This is a genomic window from Kitasatospora sp. NPDC032150 (assembly GCF_055579945.1).
On record NZ_JBVIMH010000085.1, the window covers coordinates 1 to 4,316 of the forward strand.

Annotated in this window: 6 protein-coding genes and 1 pseudogene; 1 reads left to right on the plus strand and 6 read right to left on the minus strand. The window is 70.3% G+C overall.

All coding sequences use genetic code 11. The features are described from left to right. A partial coding sequence (locus tag ACZ5ON_RS35745) for an IS3 family transposase (RefSeq protein ID WP_465601727.1) occupies positions 1-471 on the plus strand: 471 nt, incomplete at its 5' end. 37 nt (positions 472-508) lie between these two features. Here ACZ5ON_RS35745 and ACZ5ON_RS35750 read toward each other — a convergent pair. From ACZ5ON_RS35750 to ACZ5ON_RS35775, 6 genes and pseudogenes are all read right to left on the minus strand, one after another. After that, positions 509-700: a MerR family transcriptional regulator gene (locus ACZ5ON_RS35750; protein ID WP_465601729.1), complete on the minus strand. Its 192-nt coding sequence runs from the start codon at positions 698-700 to the stop codon at positions 509-511. A gap of 131 nt (positions 701-831) precedes the next feature. Beyond that, complete coding sequence (locus ACZ5ON_RS35755; RefSeq protein ID WP_465601731.1) at positions 832-2,430, minus strand: cytochrome D1 domain-containing protein; 1,599 nt, start codon at positions 2,428-2,430, stop codon at positions 832-834. Between the two features lie 7 nt (positions 2,431-2,437). Further along, the gene (locus tag ACZ5ON_RS35760) at positions 2,438-3,052 is read right to left on the minus strand and encodes a hypothetical protein (protein ID WP_465601733.1); all 615 of its coding nucleotides are present in this window, start codon (positions 3,050-3,052) and stop codon (positions 2,438-2,440) included. A 26-nt stretch (positions 3,053-3,078) separates the two neighbouring features. Beyond that, positions 3,079-3,225, minus strand: a complete 147-nt coding sequence (locus ACZ5ON_RS35765; RefSeq protein WP_465601735.1) for a hypothetical protein — start codon at positions 3,223-3,225, stop codon at positions 3,079-3,081. A 553-nt stretch (positions 3,226-3,778) separates the two neighbouring features. Next, entirely contained in the window at positions 3,779-4,042 is a 264-nt protein-coding gene (locus tag ACZ5ON_RS35770; protein ID WP_465601738.1) for a hypothetical protein, read from the minus strand. Continuing rightward, a pseudogene (locus tag ACZ5ON_RS35775) lies at positions 4,043-4,316 on the minus strand (NF041680 family putative transposase); the annotation flags it as partial.

Below are 4,316 nucleotides of genomic sequence, written 5' to 3' on the forward strand. Positions count from 1 at the left end.
CGCGGCGACATCACCTACATCCCCACCGAGGAGGGCTGGCTCTACCTGGCCACCGTCATCGACATCGCCTCCCGCCGCGTCGTCGGCTGGGCCACTGCCGACCACCTGCGGACCGAACTGGTCGCCGACGCCCTGCGGGCTGCCTGCCGAACCCGCCACCCGACCGGGCCGGTGCTGTTTCACTCGGATCGCGGCTGCCAATACACCAGCCGTGAATTCGCCGATCTCGCAACCGAGTTCGGAGTTCGCCTGTCGGTCGGCCGGACCGGCCAGTGCTGGGACAACGCACTCGCCGAGTCCTTCTTCGCCACGCTCAAACGGGAACTGCTCAGCGACCGCCCCTGGCCCAGCCGAGCCGCAGCACGGACCGCGATCTTTGAATGGATCGAAGCCTGGTACAACATACGCAGGCTGCACAGTAGCCTCGGCTACCGCAGTCCCGCCGAATACGAGACCGTCCTGGCGGCCTGACCACCACACCAACGGTGTCCGTCAAAGCGGAGCAAGCTCAGTACGTCCGGCGTGCGCGATCGCGGGTGGAGCGCTCGGCGAGGGCGACGTCAAGGCGCCGGTACATCGGGTGCCCCTGCTCGTCGAGTCCGGCGGGGGTGAGCTTGCCGCGTCGCTTCCACTGGCGGATGGTCGAGACGTCGACCCGGCAAAGCTCGGCGGCCTGAGGGCCGGTCAGTAGCTCGTCCATGTCGACCTCCTCGGGAATGCCGAAGGGCCCGACCGGAGCTGGTCGGGCCCTTCGTGATGATGGCGCACGTGTGGTGCTGGCAGCAGCGTGACACAACTGCTGATCTTGCGCAACTACCTGTGTTGGTGCCGTCAGCTGTGGTGGTCGCAGTGCGGCCACTTGCCGTGGTCGCAGTGATGCCAGCGACCGGGGGGGTCGATGGTGGTGGGGTCGGTGGCGGTCGCGGTGCCGTTGCCGCCTCCGCTGACGGTAACGCTGTTCGTGACGACCTGAGGGGGGATGTTGCGGGCGACGCGGACCCGCAGCGTGATGGGCGGGTAGGTGCTGCCGGGGTTGAGGACATCGCTGCGGGTACAGGTCAAGGTGGACCGCGCGCAGTTCCATCCGGAGCCAACGAGGCGGACAGCGGTGAGTTGCGCCGGGAGGGTGTCCTGGACTCTGACGGTGGTGCCGTCGGTCGGGGCGGTCCCGTTGTTGCCGACGGTGATGGTGTAGGTGCCCTGCCGGCCTGGGACGAAGGTTCCGGTGTGGGTCTTGGTGATGGTCAGGGAAGGTCTGCTGGGAGGGGCGGCGGGGGTGATCGCGATCTGTTGCGGACTGTTGCCCACGGGGACGGTGGCGGTGACCGTGTTGCTGGCCGTGTCGATCACATCGACAGCTCTGGGGCCTCCGGGGGCGGCGACGTAGGCGTGCGCGCCGTCCTGGGTGATCGCAACACCGACGGTGGAGGCGTTGGTGGCCACGGTCCCGGAGACCGTGTTCGTGGTTGTGTCGATCACGTCCACCCCGCCGTCCGTGCCGACGTAGGCGCGCGTGCCGTTGGGGGTGATCGCGATGCCGGACGGTGCAACGTCGACGGTGATGTTGGTGGTGACCGTGTTGGTGGCGGTGTCGATCACCGACACGTTGTGCGAGTTGCCCTGGTTGGCGACGTAGGCGCGGGTGCCGTCCGGCGTGATCGCCACAGCGGCAGGGAAGTTGCCCGCGAAGTTGGCGATGGTGGCAGTGACCGTGTTACTGGCGGTGTCGATCACCTGCACAGCCCCGGCGTTCTGGTAGTTCGTGACGTAGGCGTGGGTGCCGTCCGGGGTGATCGCCACAGCGAACGGGGCGGCGCCGGCATTGTTGATGTTGGTGGTGACCGTGTTGCTGGCGGTGTCGATCACCGACACCGTGCTGTTGGGGCTACCAAAAGGGTTACCGGTGTCGGCGACATAGGCGCGCGTGCCGTCGGGCGTGATCGCCACACCGTTCGGGCCCGCGCCGGCGAACAGAGCGATGGTGGTGGTGACCGTGTTGCTGGCGGTGTCGATCACCGACACGTTGTCCGAGCCCTCGTTGGCGACGTAGGCGCGCGTGCCGTCCGGGGTGATCGCGACGCCGAACGGCTTCGCACCGACGGGGATGGTGGCGATGACGTTGTTGGTGGCGGTGTCGATCGCCGAGACCGTGTTGTCGGTCTGGTTGGTGACGTAGGCGGTTGCGGAGGTGGCGGCCCAAGCCGGGGACGGGGCGGCAGCAGGCAAGGCCAGTCCTGCCACCACGGCCAGCCCCGCCATGCAGATCCGCACCCACGCCCATAGCCTTCGCCGCGGTCGATGCGCCCTCTCCTCGGGCCCCGTATCGCGATGCGAGCCGGTCTGCTGTCTCCCATGCCTGACCACTGGTACCTCCGCCTCACGTAAGGGCGGCCTCCGCCGGCCGCATCGGGGGCGGCGGCGACACGCCATAGATCACTTAGTGTGATAACGCAATCACTTTATGTAGGGCATGGCTTCTGGTGATCTCGACACGCTTCTGCTTGCACAACTGGGTGATTCGGCTCGGGTCGAGCTGGGCATGCGCGGCGACGACGTCCCGGGGGACGCCTCCGGCCCGGAGTCGGCGGATCAGGGCATCGCGTTCGCGCTCGGCGTTCCGGCCGGCCGCGGTGCGGTCAACGGCGCGCGCCAGCCAGGGGAGCGCGCTCACCCCGAGCGGGCTGTCATCCTCGGGGACCTGCACCCACTCGGCGAGTTCCTTCCGCGCCTGTTCGACGTGATGGGGCGCGTCGGCAGGGTCGAGGCGGTGGGCGAGTGTCCAGCCGAGGGTGACGGCGGTCGGGCCCGGCAGTGCGGTGAGCGGGCTCACGAGCTGGCGGCGGCCGTCGGGGAGCTTGCTCAGAAGGCCCTCGGCGTAGGCCGCGTGTGCTCTGCGGTGCGGGTTGGAGTCGTCGCCGAGCCGGACGATCACGTGATGGGAGTTGCCGGCCGGGCGGACGTCCCAGGCGGTGGCGGTGCCGTGGATGGTCCAGGGGCCAGTGAAGCCGTGGAGTTGGGCGGAGTAGACGCCGCCGAGGGTGAGTGCGGTCATGGTCGGTCTCCATGCTGGTGAGCGCTCTAGAGCTCGGTCAGGTCCTGCTCGGCCCGGTCGTCGTACTCGGACTGGCGGAGGATGGTGCCGCAGTCCGGGTTGCTGCACTCGATGTCTCGACCGTCGGCGGCGACCAGCGTGAGCAGTTCGCAGCGCGGGCACGGCAGGGACATCGGGCGCCGGCGGGGCCGGAGCCGGGCGAGGGGACCAACAGCCGGTGCACGTCGGCGATCTCGTCGGCGTACTCGTCGGCCCACGGCTGCTGGACGGTCCACTCGAACACGTCGCGGTCGGCGAGGAACTCGACCAGGGCGCCGATGGTGGACCATCCGCTACTCGGGCAGTAGGGGCTCTCCTCGTGGATGAGCCGGGCCCAGCTCTGCAGGGTGCCGAGGATCGGCGCGGCGCCGACCTGGTCGCCGTACGGGTCGCGGACGTCGCCCTCGGCGGCCGGGCCGAGCAGGGACAGGACGTCGAGGCAGCAGGGCAGGGGCGCTTCGCGGGTGGCGCCGGAGACCCACCCGGACTGGGCCGCGCTGCCGGGAAGCAGGGCGAGATGTGCGTAGGCAAGGAGCTCGGGCAGCTCGGCGGCTGGCGGCGGAGGCGGTCGGTGATGGGGCGGCTGAGCATATCCGTTCTCCTACAGCGGGTTGGGGCGTACGGCGTGCGGTACGGGTCGGCCGTCGGGCGCCCGGTCGTATCCGGCCGGGCGCCTCCGTGTGCGGGTCAGTTGCCGGGCGGCGGGGTGCCGATGGTGGTGATCACGTCGAACGGGCAGAGGTGGTCGTGCCATCGGCAGGGGCTGGCGGGCTCCGCCTGGTCGGCGAGTGCGCGGACGGCGGTGATGCGGGCCTCGACGGTCTTGAGCTCGCCGCCGAGCCGCTCCGCCTTGGTGCGGAGTCCGCCGGTGGTTCGCCGGGCCTGCGCCAGCTCTTCGCGGAGTGCCTGGACGGCGAGCCGGAGCGCGGGCCCTTCGGCGCTGGTGAGCATGCCGACGTCGTGGTGCTTGGCGCGGTGCTTGTTCTTCGAGCCTGCGGGCCGTCCCGGCCCTGGTTGGGACGGTTTCGGTGCGGCTGCCGGACGGGCTGCGGTTGCGCGGATGTTGCGAAACCCCCGCCGGACCCGGGCTGGGGTCAGACGGCGGGGCCCGGCCGGCCGTTCCCAGGGGCGGCGCAGGTCCTCCGGCGAGCGGGCGGGCGGAGCTGGGTGTGGGCGGCGATGACCAGCCAGGTCCACAGGTCGGCGCTGTCGGCGGGGCGGATCT